Consider the following 16476-nt stretch of genomic DNA (forward strand, 5'->3'; position numbering starts at 1 on the left):
CGAGGCGCAGCTCGCGTACACGCTGGAGTACGGCTACGTAGCGCGGGCGGGCGCCGCCGCGGTCAGCTGCTGGTTCCAGAAGACGGGTCTTGAGTCCGAGGTCGACAAGCGGCTGTGGTGCGGACCGGTCCAGGTCCCCGGCACCGGTGCCGGTACCGACTGGGTGCCCGTGCCGCTCAAGGAAGTCACCAAGACGGGCGACGAGGTCCGTTACGAGGTGCAGTCACCTCAGGTGCCGGAGAAGGGCAACCGCAGCACGCCGACCGGCAAGCTCGTGCGCACCGACGGCAAGGAGTTCGACCCGTCCAAGCAGCAGGACCTGACGGCCGGGCGCGACTTCCTGGCCGTGCTGCCCGACGACGGCAAGCGCAACAACGTCGACCTCGGCCTCGGCAACGCCGACATCAAGCTGCGCGACGACCTGCTCGGCACCGCCGTCACCGGCTGGGCGAACCCGGACGTCTGGTTCACCGCCGAGGGCACGGTGCGCGCGGAGGCCGGGTCACGGCTGCGCGTGGTCAGGATGAAGGTCGAGAAGCTCAACGAGACCGACAGCGGCTTCCACCGCACCAACTGGCAGGGATTCGCCCCGCAGCCGTCCGAGCTCGCGCTGGAGGTGCCGGGCAAGCGCCAGGTGCTGCCCGCCGACCGGCTGCCGGCCAACGGCTCGGTGTTCGTCGTCTACACCGTGCCCGACCCGCAGCAGGGCACCGAGTCGCTCACGCTCGGCACGCTCGGCGCCAAGTCGCTGGAGCAGCGCGCCGAGGTCCCGTCCGGCAAGCGCACCGACAGCCCGCCGCACGTGCTGCAGCGCGCCGCCGCTCCCCCGCAGTTCTCCGACCAGACGCAGAAGATCCGCTTCGGCGACCGCGAGCTCGGCATGAAGGTCACCGGGGTCAGGCTCGGCCGGCAGCGCCCGGTCAAGCTCGGCGAGAGCCAGTACGACGTGGCCACGATCTCCGCGCCGGACAAGGCGTTGCTGGAGGTGCGGGTCGAGGCGACCGGCAACCTGCCCGACACCGCGGGCGGCCTCCTCACCAAGGACCTGATCACCGTGACGCTGCCGGACGGGTCGACCGCCCGGCAGGTCGGCGCCCGCTACGACGGCGGCCCGCTGCCGTTCGCGATCGTGGTCGAGGTCCCGGCGGACACCCGTTCGGTCTCGGTCGGCATGGTCGACGGAACGGTGGACCTGTCACGCCTCGGCAAGACCACCATCGCGCCGGTCGACTCGCGCGTCACCCTCGCCCTGGAGTTCTGAGCCAGCATCGCCGCCAAGGCGAGCCAGCCCAGGATCACCAGGACCAGGCCGCCCCAGCCCCACTCCTCGTACGCGGTGGCGCCGGACGTCCCGCCGACGCTGCTGCCCACGTAGAACCCGGCCAGGTACAGCCCGGACGCGTGGCCGCGGGCGTGCTCCGGTGCCCGTGCGGCGACCCAGCCGCTCGCCGTGGTGTGCGACGCGAAGAACCCGGCGGTGACGATCGCCAGGCCGAGCGGCACCCACACCAGGCTCGCCAGGGCGCCGAGAGCCACCACGCCGATGCACAGCAGCAGCACCTTGCCGCGGCCGAACCTGTCGGCCAGCCTGCCCGCGAACGCCGCCGAGGTGCTGCCGAACCCGTAGAACAGGAACACCAGCGTCTCCAGCCAGGCCGGACCGGTGAGCTGGAAGCCCGCGACGTTGTAGAACGAGATGAACGCGCCCACGAGAAGCACGGCGACCACGTACATCGACAGCAGCACCGGGTCCTTCAACGCCGCCTTCATGCCACTGGGCGCGCGCTTCGGCATCGCCTTGGCCTTCGGCAGGAAGAACACCACGACCAGGGCCGCGACCAGCCCGAACACGCCGGCGAGCAGCACGGAGCCGCGCCATCCCAGCCAGTCGACCGTCATCCCGGTGACGAGCCGCCCCGACATCCCGCCGAGGCTGTTCCCGGCGATCATCGCGCCCATCGCGGCGCCGAGCTTCTTCTTGTCCAGCGCGTCCGCGAGGTAGGCCATGGACGCCGCGGGCACCCCGGCCGCCGCGACGCCCTGCAGCACCCGCAGGCCCAGGAAGACCTCGTAGTTCGGCGCGAACGGCAGCACGAGCCCGAGCAACGCCGCCACCAGCACGCTGACCACGATCACCGGCCGACGCCCGACGCGTTCGGACAGCATCGCGATCGGCACGACCACCACGGCCAGCGCGAGGGTCGCCGCGGACAGCGCGAGCGACGCGCTGCCCGGCCCCAGCCCGTACTCGGCGGCGATCTGCGGCATGACCGGCTGCGGGGTGTACAGCAGCGCGAAGCACGCGAACCCCGATGCGGCGATGGCCGCGGTCAACCTGTTCACACGATCGACGCTAAGCCATACGTCCAATACGGAAATGCGCCAGAATCGATCCGTGGACGAATCGGAGCTGGCACCGAAGCTGGCGGTGCTGAAAGCACTTGCCGCCGACGAGCACGTGACTCGGGTCGCAGAACGCGTCGGGCTCCCCCAGCCCACCGTCAGCCGCTGGATCGCCGAGCTCGGTGAGCAACTCGGCGCACCGATCATGACGAAGAGCGGCAGGCGCGTCCGTCTCACGCGGGCAGGCCGGCTGCTGGCCGAGGCCGCCACCCGGTCGCTGGCCGCGCTGGAACCGGGTCTGCGCGAGGTCGAGGAGGAGCTCGACCCGGAGAAGGGCCGTGTCGTGCTGGGCTTCCTGCACATGCTCGGCCGCGCGGTCGTGCCGGAACTCGTCCGCGGCTATCGCGCCGAGCACCCGCACGTGCGGTTCGGCCTGGTCCAGAACGCCCGTCAGGCCGTGATCGACAAGCTCGTGAGCGGCGAGATCGACCTCGCGCTGGTCGCCCCGCCGCCGGTCGGTCCCGAGTTCGAGTCGGTGGTCGTGTTCGAGCAGCCCCTGATCGTCGTCGTGCCGGCGGAGCACCGGCTGGAGTCCAGGAAGTCAGTGCGGGTCCAGGACCTGGAGGGTGAGGACCTGATCACCCTGGAGCACGGCTACGGCCTGCGTCAGATCACCGACGACATGTGCGCGGCCGCCGGGTTCAGGCCCCGCTACGTCTTCGAGTGCCAGGAGATCGAGACGGTGCGGGGCCTGGTGGCGGCGGGCCTCGGCGTGGCACTGCTGACCCACGCCGAGTTCGCTCCACCTCCCGGACTGCGCGAGCTACCGCTGACCCCGCGCACCGGCCGGATCTTCGGGCTGACGTGGCTGAAGGACCACCCGCTGCCGCCCGCCGTCCGCGCCTTCCGCGAACACGCGCTCAGGACTCACGGCGTCCAGCGCTGAGTGCCCGACCACGTCCTCAGGTACGACTCGGCGCCACCGAGCATGTCCTGGACCAGCTGGTCACCGCCGAGCTGACGGACCTTCTCGACCCAGTCCGGCAGCAGACCGATGTGCGCGCCGCCGTCGACGTTGATGTCCCAGACCCGCTCACCGGTGCGCTGCCGGTCGACCAGCGGGCCGTCCGGGTAGCTGCGGAACGGGTAGGTCACGCCGGTCTGCGGCGCCGGGTGCGAGCCGACGCCGTTGTAGTCGGAGCCGAACCCGATGCCCACGTCGTACTTGCGCCGCAACGGTTCCGCGGCGGCCGCCTGGGAGACGTACCCCTCGGGGCTGTTCTCGTAGCCCGCCACGAACCCGCCGAGCTGGTAGACCTTCTCGGTCCACTGCGCGTCCATCCAGCTGTGGCTGGAGATGATGCCGGGGAACTTCGCCTGTGCGGCGAGGTCCAGCGTGCGGCCGGCGGCCTTCACGCCCATGTGGTCGACCTCGATCATCATGTGCCGACGCATCATGCCCTGCACCGCGTACTCGCCGAGCGACGTCAGGCCGCGCACGTTGCACCGCTTGGCCGGGTCGTACGCGGGCGCGACGGCCGAGGCCGGGATCAGCGCGTTCGGGCCGACGGTGCCGATCGGGTTGTCCTGCTGCGGGCCCTTGCACTGCTCGGTCTGCCACCACTGGCCGGTGCGCAGGAACTGACCCGCGTTGATCACACCGCCCTGCGTGCCCGAGTCGAACCGGACGCCGCACAGCGCGTTGTCGAACTTGTGGCACAGGAACGCGCTGCGCACGCCGAGCGCGTACATCTCGTCGAGGCCGCGGTCGATGTCGCCCTTGTTGCACAACGGGATGTCGAGGAACGTCCGGCAGCCGAAGAGCTCAGAGGTCTCGATGCCGAGCACCACCGCGAGCTTGCCCTGCGCGACCACGTCCCGCGCCTGCTCGGCCGACGTGACGATGCGGAACCAACCCTTGCCCGCGCCGCCGAACTGCTTGTCGACGAACGCCTGCAGCTCGTAGGTGCGCTGGGCCTGCAGCCGGACCGACTGCATCTCGTCGCAGGGCTTGTCCTTGAACGGGTGGATGATGCAGAGCGTGGCGTTGCTCGTCAGGTCCTGGACCAGCACGCGCTGGCCGCCGCGCCACGCCCGTTCCAGCCAGGCGTAGTAGTTCTGCTGGTGCGAGACCGTCGTGGAGGACGGCCAGCCCTTGAACGTCGGCCAGCCCACCGGGTCGTGGCCGTCGAGGTCACCCGTCACGATCGCCTCGAAGATCGCGCCCAGACCGGCCGGGTAGTGCTCGGGGCAGTCCTTCAGCGCGTCCGCGATGCCCTGCTCCGAGAACGGCTTGCCGCAGATCAGCTTGCCGCCGAAGCCCTCGTTGGTCATGAGGTGGTTGTGCGCGTCGACGAGCCCGCGCACCCTGCCCTGCCCGTCGACGCCCTTGAAGGGCTCTCCGGTCACGTTGATCTGCGAGTCCTGTGCGGGCCGCGCCACCGGTTCCCACCACGGCGTGGCCGCGGTGGCGGGAGATATGGCCGCTAATACCAACGAGACGGCGAGAGCCAGGCGGAGTAACACGAGCGCTCCTCTACGACGGTGTGAAGGCGCTCACATCATGCCGTGGAACGTCGCCGTCTCGAATGGGCTGATCGTAGGGACTAACGTGAATATTTTTCAGCCAACTCGATCAGCGTCCGCGCGCCGAAGCCCGTGGCTCCCGCGACGACCTCGTCGTAGACCTTCTCCGACCGCGCGGGACCCGCGATGTCGAGGTGCGCCCACGGCACGTCGCCCGCGAACTTCTGCAGGAACAGCGCCGCCGTGATGCCACCCGGTCCGGGCGGGCACTGCCTGTAGTCCGCGACCTCGCTGGAGACGGCACTGACGTGCTCCTCCAGCAGCGGCATGCGCCACCACTTCTCGCCGACGTTCGCGCCCGCGGCGACGACCTCGGCCGCGAGTTCGTCGGACGCGCTGAACACCGCGCCCGTGCGCAGGCCGAGCGAGACCTTCATCGCGCCGGTCAGCGTCGCCACGTCCACGACGAGGTCGGGCTTCAGGTTCTTCACCGCGTACGCCATCGCGTCGGCCAGGACCATGCGGCCCTCGGCGTCGGTGTTCTGCACCTCGGTGGTCGCGCCGCCGTAGTGGCGCACGACGTCGCCGGGCCGGTAGGCGGAGCCGGAGACGTGGTTCTCCGCGCACGGAACGAGCCCGGTGACCCTGACCGGCAGCCGCCGGCGCGCCACGGCCAGCAGCGCGGAGATCACCGCGCCACCGCCGGCCATGTCGGTGCGCATGAGGTGCATGCCGTCCGCGGGCTTCACCGAGATGCCGCCGGTGTCGAACGTGATGCCCTTGCCGATGAACACCAGGTGCGGACCGGTGGTGCCGTACGTCAGCTCCAGGAACCGCGGCGGGCGGGCGGATCCGCCGCCGACCGCGAGCACTCCGCCGAAGCCCTGCTGTGCCAGCCACTTCTCGTCGCGCACGGTGGCGTGCAGCCCGTCGACCTTGTCCGCCAGCCTGGCGGCGGTCGTGGCAAGCCAGCGCGGGTCCTTGACGTTGGACGGGGTGTTGGCGAGATCACGTGCGAGCGAGGTCGCGGTGGCGAGCGCGTGGGCCTTCAGCGCGGCCGACGTGAGCACCTCCTCGAACCCGTCGTCGGCCGTGATCAGCCGCAACGAGCCGACGCGCTGCGGGCCGTCCTCACCGGTGACCTTGAAGCGGTAACCACCGAGCGCCGCGCCCAGCACGAACGCGCGCATCTTGTCGGCGTCGAAGTCCGGGGTCAGCAGGACGTCGGCCGTCTTCGGCGCGTCCTCGCCGCTCAGCGCGCGCACGAGCGACGCACCGGCCATGCGGTAGTCGGCGAGCGTCCCGGTGCCGACGCCGAGGGTCCAGGCCTCGTCGTGCCGCACCGCCTCGCCGGCCTTGCCGGTCAGGTCGGAGACGTCGATGCCGTCGCCGCCCGGTCCCAGCGCCGGTCCGGTGGCCGCGAGCACGACCGCCGGAACGTTGCGGCGCGTCGAGGTGGCCACCTCGACGTCCACGAGCTTGGTTGGCACTGACGGCACCGTCGACGCCACGGTTGGACCTCCCCTATTGCATCAAGGACCGTTCATTCTCACCCACCGGCCGAACCGAGTTCACCCAGGGCGGGAACGAAGCGATGCCCCGGTCTCCACTGTGGAAACCGGGGCTTCACGTGCTTCTCACCGGGAGGCCTCAGCCGGCGGCGGCCTTCAGCGCGTCGCCCAAGGCGCTGGCCTCGTCCGCCGACATCTCGACGACGAGGCGCCCACCACCCTCGAGCGGCACGCGCATGACGATGCCGCGTCCCTCCTTGGTGACCTCGAGGGGACCGTCGCCGGTCCGGGGCTTCATGGCCGCCATCGCGTGCTCCCTCCGTCAACATCTTCCCCGTCCGGCCAGGGCCGGATCTGCTCCATTCTCCCCTATGGCGACTCAGGGGCGAAACCGAACCGATCTTTTGGCGAGTCCTGGTGACATTTGTCGATCTTGACTTGTGCCTGATCAACACCTGTTTTCACGACAAGGCAACACTTTCGGCGCAGCTGGGCGCGGCGTGACAGGATGGGCCGGGTGCGAGCCCGTTCCGCGCTCTTCGACGTCTACGGCGGCCACCTTCGCGAACGCGGCGGCGCCGCCACCATCGCCGCGCTCGTCCGGCTGCTCGAGCCCCTGGGTTTCGCCGCGCCGGCCGTCCGCACGGCCGTGTCCCGCACGGTCCGGCAGGGCTGGTTGCAGCCCTCCCGGCTGCCTGACGGGCCTGGATACGCGATGACACCTCGCGGGGAACGGCGGCTCGACGAGGCCGCTGCCCGCATCTACCGCACCGGGCCGTCCACGTGGGACGGTCGCTGGCACGTGGTGGTGCTGGAGGAGATCCCCGGCCGCGACTCGCGCGATCACCTGGCGTCGGAACTGCAACTGCTCGGCTACGGCGCGCTCGGTCCCGTGACGTGGATCGCTCCCCGGCCGTCCCCGGAGCTGGCCGACGTGCTGGCCGCCGGAGAGGTTCCCGCACGAACTTTTCACGGTTCACACGACGGTGCGGACGCCGAGCTCGCCGCGAAGGCCTGGGACCTGGCCGAGCTGGGCCGCGACTACGCCGGGTTCGTCGCGCACTGGCACGAGCAGGTGTCCGTTGTGGACGAGACGGACGACGCGGCGGCGTTCGCGGCGTCACAGCAGCTGCTGCACGCCTGGCGGAAGTTCCTGTTCCGCGATCCCGGTCTTCCTGCTGAACTGTTGCCATCGGACTGGCCGGGCCACGCGGCAGCGTCGTTCTTCGACGAACAGACGCTGCGGCTGGCGCCGGGCACGAGTCGGTTCGTCGACGAGTGCCTGCGGCCGGTGCGCAACGTTTCCACTGCTTGATGGAGGTCCAGTGTCCGAGCTCCTCGTCGACGACGCCGATGGTGTGCGCACGTTCACGTTCAACCGCCCCGAGTCGTTCAACGCCTTCACCGTCGCGCTGAAGGAGTCGTTCCTCGCCGCGCTTCGTGAAGCCTCGGCGGACGAGTCGGTGCGCGCGGTGGTGATCACGGGTGCGGGCAGGGCGTTCTGCGCGGGTCAGGACCTCAAGGAGCACATCGGCCTGCTGCAGGCCGGTGATCCGGCGCCGCTGCACACCGTCGAGAAGCACTACAACCCCATCGTGCGTGAGCTGATCGGCATGCCGAAGCCGGTGATCGCCGCGGTCAACGGCAGCGCGGCGGGCGCGGGCGCGTCCTTCGCCTACGCCGCCGACCTGCGCATCGCGGGCAAGTCGGCGAAGTTCCTGATGGCCTTCGCGAACGTCGGCCTGACCGCGGACTCCGGCGCGTCCTACACGCTGCCGCGACTGATCGGCCACGGCCGCGCGATGGAGATGATGCTGCTCGCGCAGCCCGTCGGCGCCGAGGAGGCGTTGCGGGTCGGCATGGTCAACCAGGTCGTGCCGGACGAGGAACTGCTGTCCACCGCGCACCTGCTGGCCGCGAAGCTCGCCGCGGGCCCGACGACGGCGTACGCGAAGATCAAGGAAGCGCTGGCTGCGGCGGCGGACGGCACCCTGGAGGACGCGCTGGAAGCCGAGCGCCGCACCCAGGCCGACTGCGGCGCGACCGAGGATCACCGCGAGGCGGTCGACGCCTTCGTGAACAAGCGCGCCCCGAAGTTCAGCGGGAAGTAGCTCGGAAGCACGTGGCGATGTGGTCGTCGACCATGCCGGTCGCCTGCATCAGCGCGTAGCACGTGGTGGGGCCGAGGAACTTGAAGCCGCGCTTCTTCAGTTCCTTGGCCATCGCCTTCGACTCGTCCGTGATCGCCGGCACGTCCGCGAACGTCGCGGGCCGCACGTGATCAGTGGGCGCGAACGACCACAGCAGCGCGTCCAGGTCGACGCCCTCCGAGACGATCACGCGGGCGTTGTGGATCGCGGCGTCGATCTTCAACCGGTTCCGGACGATGCCCGCGTCGGCCATCAGCCGTTCCACGTCGGCGGGTCCGAACTTCGCGACCAGGTGGGGGTCGAAGTCGCCGAACGCCGCCCGGAACGCCGCGCGCTTGCGCAGGATCGTGATCCACGACAGCCCGGACTGGAACGCCTCCAACGACATCCGCTCGTACAACTCGGGGGTGCCGTGCAGCTCCACGCCCCACTCGGTGTCGTGGTACTCGGCGTAGTCCGGGGTCGAGTCGCCCCAGGGACAGCGGACGATCACCGGTACTCCTCGGCGAAACGGGCGAAGCGCCGCAACGACCGTCGCAGCATCAGCACGAAGAGCGGCTTCACCAACGGGTAGAAGAACGGCACGTCAAGGCTTTCCGACCACACGAAACGGCTGCCGCGCACCGCGAACACACCGGTTCCGCGCACGACGCGGCCGAGATGGAGGACCTCGACGGCGTGCGGCGGGTCCCAGCGCGTGATCCGCATGCGGTCCGAGACGCCCAGCGTGACGGCGTCGATCTCGCTGCCGACGGACTTCCCGTCACCGGCGACCACCTTCACGGTGGTGCCGAAGATCCACTCCGACTGGCGTTCCCAGTCCGACATGGCCCGGAAGATCGTGTCCGGCGGCGCCGCCACCTCGACGGTCAGCTCAAGCTCCGTGCTCACTGCTCTCCAGGTTCTCGGCGTCCTCAAGCTCCGCGACGCGCGCCCGCAGCGTCTCGACCTCGGTCGAGAGCCGCTGCAACGCCCAGTCGACCTCGGACATCTTGTAGCCGCGGAACACCTGCTGGAACTTCAGCTCGCGGACGTCCTCCGCGGTGATGTCGCCGGACGGCAGCCGCGTGGGCGACGCACCGGGCGGCAGCGGCGCGAGCTCCTCGCCGCGCCCGAACACCAACGCCGCGAGCAGGAACACCACTGCCGCGACGGCGATCATCACGATCAGGTAGATCAGGGCGTTGGTCACGCGACGATCGTGGCACAGCTCAGGCAGCGGCGAGCGAGCAGACCGAGACGAACGATCACGATCCAGGTGATCAGGCTCGCGATGCTCATCGGCAACGACTGCACGAGCCGCGACACGTCGAGGTGCGCGGTGGCCACGATGATCGAGACGTTGCCCAGCAGCACCGCGCCGACAGCCGCGATCGCGATGGTCGCGCCGATCCTGGCCAGCAGTTTCGCGTCATACCTGCGGGCGAGCACCCGGCCGAGGATCAACGCCACCAGCGCTGCCCCGGACGCGATGCCGCTGGTCAGGTCGTTGGCCTTGGCGACGAACAGGTACCAGGCGGGCGGCATCGCGCCGAAGTCCTGCCACGGGCCGACGAGCAGCATCCGGCCGTACTCCCACGCCATGTGCATCAGCGGCAGCACGATCGCCAGCCAGATGAGCGTGCGCGTGCCGTAGGCGACGGCCAACTCGGCCTGGTACTCGTTCGCGATCTCGCGCACCGGGCCGAACTCCTCGACCGCGCGCTTCTGCGCCTCCCGCTCGGTGAGTCCGCGGTCCAGGTGCGCCTCGGTGGCGTCGGCGAGGCTGTCGCGGGTCTCCGTGAGCAGCTCGCTGACCTGCTTCTTAGAACCCTGCAACCGTGACCCGAGATCGGTCACGTAGCGCTCGATCACGTCTGTGCCCATTTGCCGTCACCTCCCAGCACCCCGTCGATGACCGTCGTGAACTCGCGCCACGCGGTGCGTTCGGCGTTCAGGGCGCGCTTCCCCGCCTGCGTGAGCTTGTAGGTCCTGCGCTTGCGTCCGCCGACCGTGCTCCAGTCGCTGACGACGTGGCCTGCCCGTTCCAGCCTGCGCAATGCCGGGTACACCGTGCCCGTCGGGAGGTCCAGCGCCCCTCCGCTGCCCTGTTGCAGCGCCTCGATGATCGCGTAGCCGTGCAGCTGCCTGTCGTCGAGCGTCGCCAGCAGCAACGCGTCGAGGTGGCCGCGGAGCGCGTCGGGCTTCATGGGTAGCGAGTCTACTGATCGAGCCCTGGCGGCGGTCCCTGAAATCTCCGCTCAGGGTCAGCCCTGAGATCCCCCTGAGATGCGCGTTCGAGCCTTCATAAGTAGCGGACCTACACATAGCGTCCCTACCCATGACCGCAGTAGATCTCGCCCGCCTCCAGTTCGCGCTGACGACCTCGTTCCACTTCCTGTTCGTGCTGCTCACACTGGGTCTGGTCACCCTGCTGGTGATCATGCAGACGAGGTTCACGATCACCGGTGCGCCCGTGCACGAGCGGATGACGCGGTTCTGGGGACGGATCTACGTGATCAACTACGCGCTGGGGATCGTCACCGGCATCGTGATGGAGTTCCAGTTCGGACTGAACTGGTCGGGCCTCGCGACCTACGCCGGCGACGTGTTCGGCGCGCCGCTCGCGATGGAGACGCTGATCGCGTTCTTCCTGGAGTCGACGTTCATCGGTCTGTGGATCTTCGGCTGGGGCAGGGTGAACCGCTGGGTGCACCTGTCGCTGCTGTACCTGACGGCACTGACCGCGTTCGCCTCGGCGTTCTGGATCATGGCGGCGAACGGGTTCCTGCAGCACCCCGTCGGCTACCGGATCGACGGGAACGTGGTGCGGCTGGACGACTTCAACGCGTTGCTGTCGAACCCGACCTTCACCTCGGCGCTGATGCACGTGATCTTCGCGTCCATCACGGTCGGCGGCGTGTTCATGACCGGGGTCTCGGCGTACCACTTCATCAGGCGGACGCCCGAGGTCGACTTCTTCCGGAGGTCGCTGCGGATGGGCGTGGTCACCACGGCCCTGGCCACGCCGTCACTGATCGGAGCCGGGTTCGCGCAGTTCCCGGTGATCGCGCAGTACCAGCCGCACAAGACCGAGGCGGCGCCGTGGATCGGGGCACCACTCGGGTTCATGATCATCATCGGGATGACGCTGACGACGGTCAGCTGGCTCACGCTGCCGTTGCTGATCAAGGACGCCGTGATCCGGATGCGCTTTCCGTTGTACCTCATGGTGATCGGCATTCCGCTGCCGTTCGTGGCGGCCATCTTCGGATGGTTGTTCCGCGAGATCGGGCGTCAGCCGTGGCTGGTCTACGGCCTGCTGCGCACCGAGGACGCGGTGTCGCATGTGGACTCCTCGCAGATCCTGTTGTCGCTCATCGTCTTCACGTTCCTGTTCGTCGTGCTGGCCGTCACCGACTGGGCGTTGATCGCACGTGCGGTCCGCCGTGGTCCGGACGTGACGCCCGCTCCTGTCTCGCCGCTGGTGGTGACGCTGTGATGGAAACGCTCTGGCTCGTCGTGCTCGGCACGCTGACCGTCGGCTACTTCGCGCTGGCCGGCTTCGACTACGGCACAGGACTTCTGCTGCCGTTCCGCAGACGCGAGGTCGCTCTACAACGCATGAACCCGTTCTTCCTCGGCAACGAGGTGTGGCTGGTCGCCGCGATCGGGGTGCTGTTCGCGGCGTTCCCGCGCCTCGAAGGCGAACTGCTCTCCGGCGCGCACAGCACGTTCACGCTGGTCCTGGCCGGGTTGGTGCTGTTCATGGCGGCCGTGCAGCTGCGGTTGTGGTGGTGGCTGGTGTTCACGGGCGCGCTGATGGTGTCCGTGGGCTGGGGGTTGTTCCTGGCGCATCTGCTGCACGCGCCATGGCCGGTCGCGTTCGTGATGCCGGTGCTGTTCGCGGTGCACGGCTGGGTGTTCCAGGCCCGGCAGTGGAAGCTGTTCCCGGTCACCGCGCTGCTGTGCGCGCTGCCGATCCCGCTCGCGTTCAGCTCGATCGACGTCACCGGACTCATGGCGCACGACGACACGCTCGGCCTGCTCGCGTGGGTCGCGATCCCGATCATCCCGCTGGTGGTGTTGGTGCAATGGTCGATCGTCGCCATCTCCTCGCGCTGATCCCGATCCCGTTCCTGGTGCTGGCCCAGGCCGAACTCCTGGCGTCGGTGCTGAGCGGCGGCACCGGGCTTGTCCTGCTGTGCCTGGTCATCAGCGCAAGGGTGCTGGTGTGGTGGGTGCACCGAGAGTGGGCTCATCGGGCCGCCGAACGGGCTCGCGCACGTCTGCGGGTGGCGTTCCTGCGCTCGCCCGGCACCAAGGCCGGCGAGGTCGCCACCCTGGTCACTCGCGGCGTGCACGACGTGACGCCGTACGTCGTCGGGTATCTGCCACAACAGGTTCTGGCCGTGGTCGTGCCTCTCGCGGTGGTGATCAGGCTGGCGTTCGCCGATCTCACCGCGGCTCTGACGATCCTCGCGACGCTGCCGCTGATCCCGATCTTCGGGGCGCTGGTCGGCGCGCACACCCGTGAACGAACGGCCCGCCAGTGGGACGCGCTGGCCACTCTCGGCGGGCACTTCCTCGACGTGGTCAAGGGAATCGGCACGCTGCGGGCGTTCGGGCGGGCCGAAGCTCAGTCCACGACGGTCCGCAAGCTGGCCGCGCAGCACATGACCGAGACGATGTCCGCGCTGCGAGTCGCGTTCCTGTCGGCGTTCGTGCTGGAACTGGTCGCCACGATGTCGGTGGCGATGGTCGCCGTGCCGGTCGGGCTCAGGCTCCTGGACGGCGGAGTGCCGCTGTACACCGCGCTCCTCGTGCTCTTCCTTGCCCCGGAAGCGTTTCTGCCGCTCAGAGCCGCAGGGGCCCAGTACCACGCCAGCGCCCAGGGCCGGGAGGTGCTCGCCAAAGTGCCTGTACGAAAAGAAGTCACAGGCCAGGCGCCGCCGGATCTCGCCCAGGCCGAGATCGTGCTCGACAACGTCTCAGTGCGCAGCCTCAGGAACTTCTCGCTGCGCATCCAACCCGGCGAAAGGATCGCGCTGGTCGGCCCGAGCGGCGCGGGCAAGAGCACGATTCTGGCGCTGCTGCTGGGTTTCGTGCGACCCGACGACGGGCGCGTGCTCGTCGGCGGCGTTGATCTCCAGGAGCTCGACCACGAGAAGTGGTTGGAAGCCCTGTCGTGGGTACCGCAACGGCCCACGCTCGTCCCGGCGAACCTCTCGTCCGGCGAACAGCAGCGGGTGGCACTGACCAACGCCCTGGACCGGCAGCAGGCCGCGTTGTTCCTGCTCGACGAACCGACCGCGCACCTCGACGCGGAAACGGAAGCGCTGGTGCTCAAGGCAACGCGCGACTTCACGCGAGGCAGGACGGCGGTGATCGTGGCGCACCGCCCGACATTGCTCACCGAGGTCGACAGGACGGTGACGGTGTGAAGCTCGCAATCCTCGTAGGAACGCTCGCCGAACTGGCCGGCGTCGGCCTCACCGCCACGGCGACCTGGCTGATCATGCGCGCCGCCGAGCACCCGCCGATGCAGGCGCTGACCGTGGCGATCGTCGCCGTCCGCACGCTCGCGCTGGCCAAGGGCGCGCTGCGCTACCTCGAACGCCTGACCAGCCACAAGGCCGTGCTCAGCGAGGCCGTCGAACTGCGCGGCCAGGTCTACGACGACCTCGCGCACCGCAGTCACATCCCGTCCGGCACGGCGCTGACCCGCATCGTCACGAACGTCGACCAGCGGCTGGACACGAGACTCCGCGCCACCCTGCCGTGGATCACCGCAGCCCTGGTCGGCGCCGTCGTCACGGTCGCGTCAAGTTTCTCGCTGCCGCTGATCGCCGGTCTGCTGATCACCCTGACCCTGCTCCCCTGGCTCGCGATCCGCACCCCGCGGGACCTGACCCCGTTGCGCGCCAGGCTGACCGAACACACCACCGAACTGGTCCACAGCAAGGAAGAACTGATCGCCTACGGCCTGTTCGACGAGAAACTCCGCAATGCCACCAAGATCGCGAAAGAGCTGTCCCGCGAGGAACGCACCCGCGACCTGACCCCGCTGGCGATCGCCGTCCAGTTCGGCGTGGCCCTGCTCATGCTCGCCCTGCACGAGCCGGCCTGGCTGGTCATGGCCGCGATCGCCACGTTCGAGATCACCGTCCCGCTCGCGGCGATGACCAGACCGAGCCAGGAACCCACGGACGAACCCGAACCGGTCTACCCGACAGAAACCCCTGACCTGCAGGGCAAAACGGCGATCGTCGGCCCGAGCGGCGCGGGCAAGACCACGTTGCTCAACGCCATCGCCCACCGCCTCGAACCGAGCAAAGGCGCGCTGGCCGACGCGCACGTCTTCCACACCACGGTCCGCACGAACGTCCTGCTGGCCAAACCCGATGCCACGCAGGAGGAACTCGACCGCGCGGCCGGGATCGCCGAGCTGGACCTCGACTGGGACCAGGTCGTCGGCGAACGCGGTGAGGAGATCTCCGGCGGCCAGCGGCAACGCCTGATCCTCACGAGATCAGTGCTGGCCGACCCCGAGGTCCTGCTCATGGACGAGCCGACGGAAGGCCTCGACCCGGAACAAGCCGACCGCGTGCTCGGCAAGATCCTGAACAACTCCCAGGGCACGGCCCTGGTCGTCACCCACCGGACCGAGCAGCTAGCCCTTTTCGATCACGTGCGTCATCGGGGGGCGATCAGCCACGAGCACGTCGGTCGAGTCGGGTAGCCACTCGCCGCCGACCTGCACGAACTGCGTCAACGGCCCGGAGTCCGCGACAACACCGCACCGGGCCAGTGCCGTCCCCATGATCTGCGACGACATCGCACCGAGCTGCAGCAACGACCGGTTCCGGTGCTTCCGAACGCCCAGATTCACCTGTGCCAGCGCGGACAGCCCGTGCACCCGGTGCACGTCGAGCAACAAGCCGATCTCCACGCCGTAGCCGGCCGCGAAGGGCACCGACTCCAAAAAGGACCGGGTGGCCGCGTACTCGCCGCCGAGCGGTTGCACCACACCGGAAAGCTCCGGCCGCAACGTGTTCAGCAACGGCCGCGCCACCAACTCGGTGACCCGACCACCACCACTGCTCTCGAGCCGCAACGGCCGCCGGTAGAACCCCTTCACCAGATGCACGTCGGCGTCCAGCAGCAACGGCCCCAGCAACGCCGTGACGAACGCGGTCTCCGGATCCACCAGGTCGGAGTCCAGGAAGACGATCAGGTCCCCCGTGGTCGCGGCCAGCGACCGCCACAGCACCTCGCCCTTGCCGGGCAACGGCGGAAGCCAGGGCACCACGTCCTCGCGCGACACGACCCGTGCCCCTGCTGCGGAAGCGACCTCCACGGTCCGGTCGGTCGACCCGGAGTCCATCACCACCAACTCGTCGACCAAGGTCCCGAGCAGGGGCTTGACCACGGAGACCACGTCCCCGACGGTCTCCTCCTCGTTCAGCGCGGGCAGCACCACGGACACGGTCCGGCCGCGCTTCAACGCGACCAGTTCGTCCGGCGTCCAGGTCGGCTGCTGCCAGGTGTGCGAGGCGAACCAGGCTTCGACGGAGGGCAGCATCAGGCGAGCGCCCGCATCGCCCGGACCGGCGGACGGGTGCCCGTCACGCTCGCGACCATCTCCACGACCTTCCTCGCCTGCCGTACGTCGGAAGCACGAACCGCGCGTGCTCCGGACATCGCAGCCACTGTGGCAGCCGCGAGCGTGAAGTCCTCGTCCCCCGCTGGGATCGTCACCACATCCAACGTTTCGCGCAGTGACGGCAACTCCAGTTCACCCTCGAACTCGACGACATCGGCGCCGTCGGCGACGGCCTGCGTCACTGCGTCCGCGCTGGTCAGATGCGCAACGACCAGCACGCGGTCTTTCGGCAACTCAGTGACGCGGAATCGGTTCACACCACCCAGCGTAGACAGTGAGCTGGCTCACAGCTTCTTGCTAC

At 69.3% G+C, this 16476-nt stretch carries 18 protein-coding genes; 7 read left to right on the forward strand and 11 right to left on the reverse strand.

Annotated features, from left to right (window positions below; all coding sequences use genetic code 11):
- Positions 1 to 1098: 1098 nt before the first annotated feature.
- Complete coding sequence (locus tag ACIRG5_RS29340) at positions 1099 to 2343, reverse strand: MFS transporter (RefSeq protein WP_402910343.1); 1245 nt, start codon at positions 2341 to 2343, stop codon at positions 1099 to 1101.
- 52 nt (positions 2344 to 2395) lie between these two features.
- Between ACIRG5_RS29340 and ACIRG5_RS29345 the strand changes: the two genes are divergently transcribed.
- Positions 2396 to 3289 (forward strand): LysR family transcriptional regulator, encoded by an 894-nt coding sequence (locus ACIRG5_RS29345; protein ID WP_402910346.1) that lies wholly within the window; start codon positions 2396 to 2398, stop codon positions 3287 to 3289.
- On the opposite strand, the gene ACIRG5_RS29350 is transcribed toward ACIRG5_RS29345, so the two are convergent.
- The 3 genes from ACIRG5_RS29350 to ACIRG5_RS29360 all read right to left on the reverse strand — a co-directional run bounded on the left by ACIRG5_RS29350 (position 3271) and on the right by ACIRG5_RS29360 (position 6687).
- Positions 3271 to 4869 (reverse strand): hypothetical protein, encoded by a 1599-nt coding sequence (locus ACIRG5_RS29350; RefSeq protein ID WP_402910348.1) that lies wholly within the window; start codon positions 4867 to 4869, stop codon positions 3271 to 3273. The two genes, ACIRG5_RS29345 and ACIRG5_RS29350, sit on opposite strands and share 19 nt — an antisense overlap.
- An 80-nt stretch (positions 4870 to 4949) precedes the next feature.
- Positions 4950 to 6359: a leucyl aminopeptidase family protein gene (locus ACIRG5_RS29355; RefSeq protein WP_402910350.1), complete on the reverse strand. Its 1410-nt coding sequence runs from the start codon at positions 6357 to 6359 to the stop codon at positions 4950 to 4952.
- Positions 6360 to 6519: 160 nt separating this feature from the next.
- Positions 6520 to 6687 carry a DUF3117 domain-containing protein gene (locus tag ACIRG5_RS29360; protein WP_065914675.1) on the reverse strand — a complete coding sequence of 56 codons (168 nt, stop codon included), beginning with the start codon at positions 6685 to 6687 and terminating at the stop codon, positions 6520 to 6522.
- A gap of 210 nt (positions 6688 to 6897) precedes the next feature.
- On the opposite strand from ACIRG5_RS29360, the gene ACIRG5_RS29365 reads away from it, so the two are divergent.
- Positions 6898 to 7695 (forward strand): PaaX family transcriptional regulator C-terminal domain-containing protein, encoded by a 798-nt coding sequence (locus tag ACIRG5_RS29365; protein WP_402910353.1) that lies wholly within the window; start codon positions 6898 to 6900, stop codon positions 7693 to 7695.
- A 10-nt stretch (positions 7696 to 7705) separates the two neighbouring features.
- Positions 7706 to 8491, forward strand: a complete 786-nt coding sequence (locus ACIRG5_RS29370; protein ID WP_330270947.1) for an enoyl-CoA hydratase-related protein — start codon at positions 7706 to 7708, stop codon at positions 8489 to 8491.
- Here the strand turns inward: ACIRG5_RS29370 and ACIRG5_RS29375 are convergent.
- From ACIRG5_RS29375 to ACIRG5_RS29395, 5 genes are read right to left on the reverse strand one after another with little or no spacing between them, the layout of a single operon-like run.
- A complete protein-coding gene (locus ACIRG5_RS29375; protein ID WP_402910857.1) occupies positions 8478 to 9020 on the reverse strand; it encodes a DNA-3-methyladenine glycosylase I in 543 nt (180 codons plus the stop codon). The two genes, ACIRG5_RS29370 and ACIRG5_RS29375, sit on opposite strands and share 14 nt — an antisense overlap.
- The gene (locus ACIRG5_RS29380) at positions 9020 to 9421 is read right to left on the reverse strand and encodes an SRPBCC family protein (RefSeq protein ID WP_330270948.1); all 402 of its coding nucleotides are present in this window, start codon (positions 9419 to 9421) and stop codon (positions 9020 to 9022) included. Before ACIRG5_RS29380 ends, ACIRG5_RS29375 begins: the two co-directional genes overlap by 1 nt.
- Entirely contained in the window at positions 9405 to 9722 is a 318-nt protein-coding gene (locus tag ACIRG5_RS29385) for a DivIVA domain-containing protein (RefSeq protein WP_402910357.1), read from the reverse strand. Before ACIRG5_RS29385 ends, ACIRG5_RS29380 begins: the two co-directional genes overlap by 17 nt.
- Positions 9719 to 10396, reverse strand: a complete 678-nt coding sequence (locus ACIRG5_RS29390) for a permease prefix domain 1-containing protein (RefSeq protein WP_402910359.1) — start codon at positions 10394 to 10396, stop codon at positions 9719 to 9721. The genes ACIRG5_RS29385 and ACIRG5_RS29390 overlap by 4 nt, the downstream gene beginning before the upstream one ends.
- The gene (locus ACIRG5_RS29395; RefSeq protein ID WP_319980217.1) at positions 10381 to 10719 is read right to left on the reverse strand and encodes a helix-turn-helix transcriptional regulator; all 339 of its coding nucleotides are present in this window, start codon (positions 10717 to 10719) and stop codon (positions 10381 to 10383) included. The genes ACIRG5_RS29390 and ACIRG5_RS29395 overlap by 16 nt, the downstream gene beginning before the upstream one ends.
- A 131-nt stretch (positions 10720 to 10850) precedes the next feature.
- Here ACIRG5_RS29395 and ACIRG5_RS29400 point away from each other — a divergent pair, with 131 nt between their 5' ends.
- From ACIRG5_RS29400 to ACIRG5_RS29415, 4 genes are read left to right on the forward strand one after another with little or no spacing between them, the layout of a single operon-like run.
- On the forward strand, positions 10851 to 12011 hold the full coding sequence (locus ACIRG5_RS29400; RefSeq protein ID WP_402910362.1) for a cytochrome ubiquinol oxidase subunit I: 1161 nt from the start codon (positions 10851 to 10853) through the stop codon (positions 12009 to 12011).
- Positions 12011 to 12634 (forward strand): cytochrome d ubiquinol oxidase subunit II, encoded by a 624-nt coding sequence (locus tag ACIRG5_RS29405; protein WP_402910365.1) that lies wholly within the window; start codon positions 12011 to 12013, stop codon positions 12632 to 12634. The genes ACIRG5_RS29400 and ACIRG5_RS29405 overlap by 1 nt, the downstream gene beginning before the upstream one ends.
- Positions 12604 to 13953: an ABC transporter ATP-binding protein/permease gene (locus ACIRG5_RS29410; protein ID WP_402910367.1), complete on the forward strand. Its 1350-nt coding sequence runs from the start codon at positions 12604 to 12606 to the stop codon at positions 13951 to 13953. The genes ACIRG5_RS29405 and ACIRG5_RS29410 overlap by 31 nt, the downstream gene beginning before the upstream one ends.
- Positions 13950 to 15251, forward strand: coding sequence for an amino acid ABC transporter ATP-binding/permease protein (locus tag ACIRG5_RS29415; protein WP_402910370.1), 1302 nt, complete (start codon positions 13950 to 13952; stop codon positions 15249 to 15251). The genes ACIRG5_RS29410 and ACIRG5_RS29415 overlap by 4 nt, the downstream gene beginning before the upstream one ends.
- Here the strand turns inward: ACIRG5_RS29415 and ACIRG5_RS29420 are convergent.
- Positions 15183 to 16094: a glucosyl-3-phosphoglycerate synthase gene (locus ACIRG5_RS29420; RefSeq protein ID WP_402910373.1), complete on the reverse strand. Its 912-nt coding sequence runs from the start codon at positions 16092 to 16094 to the stop codon at positions 15183 to 15185. The two genes, ACIRG5_RS29415 and ACIRG5_RS29420, sit on opposite strands and share 69 nt — an antisense overlap.
- On the reverse strand, positions 16094 to 16432 hold the full coding sequence (locus tag ACIRG5_RS29425) for a hypothetical protein (protein ID WP_402910375.1): 339 nt from the start codon (positions 16430 to 16432) through the stop codon (positions 16094 to 16096). Before ACIRG5_RS29425 ends, ACIRG5_RS29420 begins: the two co-directional genes overlap by 1 nt.
- Positions 16433 to 16476 lie beyond the last annotated feature (44 nt).

Origin of the sequence: Lentzea sp. NPDC102401, assembly GCF_044765805.1 — a bacterium.
Classification (GTDB): Bacteria; Actinomycetota; Actinomycetes; order Mycobacteriales; family Pseudonocardiaceae; genus Lentzea; species Lentzea sokolovensis.